4 protein-coding genes are annotated in these 3,541 nt (G+C 69.2%); 3 read left to right on the forward strand and 1 reads right to left on the reverse strand.

Going from position 1 to position 3,541, the window contains the following annotated elements; translation table 11 throughout:
- On the forward strand, positions 1 to 572 hold a 572-nt coding region (proX, locus tag AC27IO_RS21890; protein WP_498740735.1), incomplete at its 5' end, for a glycine betaine/L-proline ABC transporter substrate-binding protein ProX.
- A 39-nt stretch (positions 573 to 611) separates the two neighbouring features.
- Here the strand turns inward: proX and AC27IO_RS21895 are convergent.
- Positions 612 to 1,523, reverse strand: coding sequence for a LysR family transcriptional regulator (locus AC27IO_RS21895; RefSeq protein ID WP_272553302.1), 912 nt, complete (start codon positions 1,521 to 1,523; stop codon positions 612 to 614).
- A gap of 141 nt (positions 1,524 to 1,664) precedes the next feature.
- Here AC27IO_RS21895 and AC27IO_RS21900 point away from each other — a divergent pair, with 141 nt between their 5' ends.
- Together AC27IO_RS21900 and AC27IO_RS21905 are read left to right on the forward strand one after the other, a co-directional pair.
- The gene (locus AC27IO_RS21900) at positions 1,665 to 2,588 is read left to right on the forward strand and encodes an amino acid ABC transporter substrate-binding protein (RefSeq protein WP_498740737.1); all 924 of its coding nucleotides are present in this window, start codon (positions 1,665 to 1,667) and stop codon (positions 2,586 to 2,588) included.
- The coding region (locus tag AC27IO_RS21905; protein ID WP_498740738.1) for an aminotransferase class V-fold PLP-dependent enzyme at positions 2,588 to 3,541 on the forward strand (954 nt) is incomplete at its 3' end. The genes AC27IO_RS21900 and AC27IO_RS21905, both read left to right, overlap by 1 nt.

A 3,541-nucleotide genomic window follows, 5' to 3' on the forward strand; every position in this document is an offset into this window, starting at 1 on the left:
TCTTCGACACCAACGGCGACGGCAAGGCCGACCTCACGGGCTGCAACCCCGGCTGGGGCTGCGAGGGCGTGATCGAGCACCAGTTGAAGGCCTTCGGCCTGGGCGCCACGGTCACGCACGTGCAGGGCAGCTACTCGGCGCTGATCGCCGACACCATCGCGCGCTTCAAGCAGGGCCAGCCCATCCTCTACTACACCTGGACGCCCTACTGGGTGAGCGGCGTGCTGCGCCCGGGCCAGGACGTGGTGTGGCTGCAGGTGCCGCGGTCTTCGTTGCCGGGCGCGCAGGCCGGGCAGGACACCGCCCTGCCCGACGGCAAGAACTACGGCTTCGTGCTGAACACCCAGCGCATCGTGGCCAACAAGGCCTTCGCCGAGAAGAACCCCGCCGCCGCGCGGCTGTTCGAGGTGATGCAGCTGCCCGTGGGCGACATCAACGCCCAGAACCTGGCGATGAAGAACGGCCAGAACCAGCCGGCCGACGTGGCGCGCCACACCGACGGCTGGATCAAGGCCCACCAGAAGACCTTCGACGGCTGGATCCAGCAGGCGCTCGCCGCGGCCAGGCCCTGAGGCGGCGCGCAGGCCCCGGGCACGCGCTGCCCGAGGGCATCACGCCGCGCCATCGGCCTGCGCCTGGAAGGCGCGCGTGAAGTCGCAGCACGACTGCGCCAGCATGATGATCGAGGCGGCCAGCGCGCTGCGGTGCTCGCCCTTGTGCATGGCCACGTAGGGCACGCTGGGCAGCGCGGGCACCACGTCAATCACGGCCAGCATGCCCGCCGCGATCAGCGGCGCCAGGCAGTGCCGGGGCAGGTAGGCCACGCCCAGGCCCGATACGGTGAGGCCCGTGAGCGCGACGAGGTTGCTCACCACGATGGCGTCGGCCAGTTCCACCCCGCGCTCCTTCATCCACGCGTCGTAGAGCCGCCCGGTGCCCGAGGCGTTGCCCTGCACCAGCAGGCGGTGGCGCGCCAGTTCGTGCAGCCGCACCGTGCCGGCCGGCACCAGCCCGGGCTTGCACATCCACGCGCTTTCCACCTGGCCGATGGCCTTGGCCGGCAGGCGCGCATCGGCGAAGGCATCGGGCACGATGATGAGGTCCAGCTCGTCGGCCAGCAGCTTGTCGCGCAGGGGCAGGCTGCCGTCCACATCGGGCTCCAGCGTCACCTTGGGGTAGTGCTGCTGCACCAGGGCGACCAGCCGGGGCAGCCAGGTCATCGCGGTGAGTTCGGTCACGCCGATGCGCAGGCGCCGCTCGATCACGCCGGGCTTGCCGAACTGCTCCACCGCCGCATCGCGCTGGCGCAGCAGCTTGCGGGCGAGCACGAACATCTCCTCGCCCTTTTCGGTCAGCCGCGCCGTGCGCTGGCTGCGGTCGAACAGCGGCGTGTCGAAGAGCAGCTCCAGCTCGTGCACCCGTTTGGACACGGCCGACTGCGAGGTGTGCAGCTTCTGGGCCGCCTGCGCGAAGCCGCCGAGCTGGCCGATCCAGTACAGCGCTTCGAGTTGCTTGAAGGTCATCATGGCGGGGAGTTCAGAACACTTTTATTCATCCGATTCGAGCACAAAAAAATCGCTTTTTCAAAAGCGTCGGCGCTTTGAGAATGCCTTTCAGCCCCTCGCCAACGCGAGGTCCCCAGCGCCCTCTTCCGAAAGCCCGCCATGCACCGCCTGCCCCGCCCCCTTGCCTTCGCCCTGCGCCGCACCCTGTCCCTGGCGGTCTGCGCCGCCCTGCTGTCCACCGCGGCCAGCGCCCAGGAAATCGACACCCTGCGCAAGATCAAGGAGAGCGGCACCCTCATCATCGGCAGCCGCGACAGCTCCATTCCGTTTTCGTACAAGCCCACCGGCAGCGGCGACCCCATCGGCTATTCCAACGACATCTGCCTGAAGATCGCCGAGGCGGTGAAGGCCAAGCTCGGCCTGCCCACGCTGCGCGTGCAATACACCCTGCTCAACTCGCTCAACCGCATTCCGCTGCTGCAAAACGGCACCGTGGACCTGGATTGCGCCACCACCACCAATTCGGTCGTGCGCCAGCAGCACGTGAACTTCGCGCCCAGCCATTTCGTGACCAACATCACCGTGGCGGTGAAGAAGAACTCCGGCATCCAGTCGCTGGCCGACCTGGCCGGCAAGACGGTGGCCACCGTGGCGGGCAGCACGTCGATCCAGCTGCTGCGCACCTACAAGCGCGCCGAGAACCTGGAGGTGCAGGAAATCTCGGGCAAGGACACGGCCGACGCCTTCCTGCTGCTGGCCAGCGACCGCGCCGCCGCCTACGTGCTGGACGACGTGCAGCTGGCCGGCCTGATCGCCACCGCGCCCAACCCGGGCGACTTCCGCATCCTCAAGGATGTGGTGCTGCGCCAGGAGCCCTACGGGATCATGCTGCGCAAGAACGACCCGCAGTTCCAGGCCCTGGTGGACCAGACGGTGACCGGCCTGATGCGCTCCGGCGAAATGGAGCGGCTGTACGCGCGCTGGTTCACCCAGCCCATCCCGCCGAGCAACGTGAACCTGAACTTCCCCATGTCCGACGCCGTGCGCGAGGCCTTCCGCAACCCCAGCAACAAGGGCGTGTGATGGCAGGCCACAGCAACACCACACCCTACCCGCAGGGCCGCCTCTTCTCCGACGCCCTGATGCGCGAGGTGCGGGAGCGCTTCCTGCAGGTGGAGCGCGACCACCACGGCCACGAGCGGCTGTATTTCGACAACGCGGGCGGCTCGTTCCGGCTGAAGGCGGCGGTGGAGCGCTTCGCGCAGATCGATGCCGTGCCGGACAACACCGAGCGCATCCACGCCACGGCGCGCGAGCTGCAGGATATCCAGGCCGCCGGCGTGGCCGACGTGCGGCTGCTGCTCAACGCCACGGGCGGCAGCGTGTACGCCGCGCTCACCGCCTCGGGCGCCATGTTCGAGATGGTGCGGGCCGTGGCGCAGAACGTGCCGGGCACCAACATGGTCACCACCGTGCTGGAGCACCCCTCGTCGTACGACGCCATGGAGCGCTACGCCCGCGAGATGGGCCGCGAGCTGCGCGTGGCGCCCAGCAACCGCGCCACTGGCGGCGTGGACGTGGACGCCATCGTGGCCCTGGTGGACGAGGGCACCAGTGTGCTCAACGTGATCCACGCCTCCAACATCTCCGGCGCCAAGCTGGACCTGGAGGCCATCGTGCGCCGGGCCCGCGCCATCCGGCCCGACCTGTACATCCTGGTGGACGCGGTGCAGCACGCGCCGCACGGCCTCATCGATTTGCAGAAGACGCCGGTGGACGGCATCAACATCGCGCCCTACAAGTTCTTCGGCTGCCGGGGCTCGGGCTTCGCCTGGCTGTCCGACCGCGCGGCCGCCCTGCCGCACCACAAGCTGTCGGCCAAGCCCGCCGATTTCTGGGACCTGGGCAGCACCGCGCCCTGGCAGTTCGCCGTGGTGACGGAGATCGTGGATTACGTGTGCTGGCTCGGCGCGCAGCGCCCGAGGGCGGGCCCGCCGGCGATGCGGCCCCTGGCGACCGGCGGGCGCGCTTCGAAG

The organism is Acidovorax sp. KNOB132 (assembly GCF_057541515.1).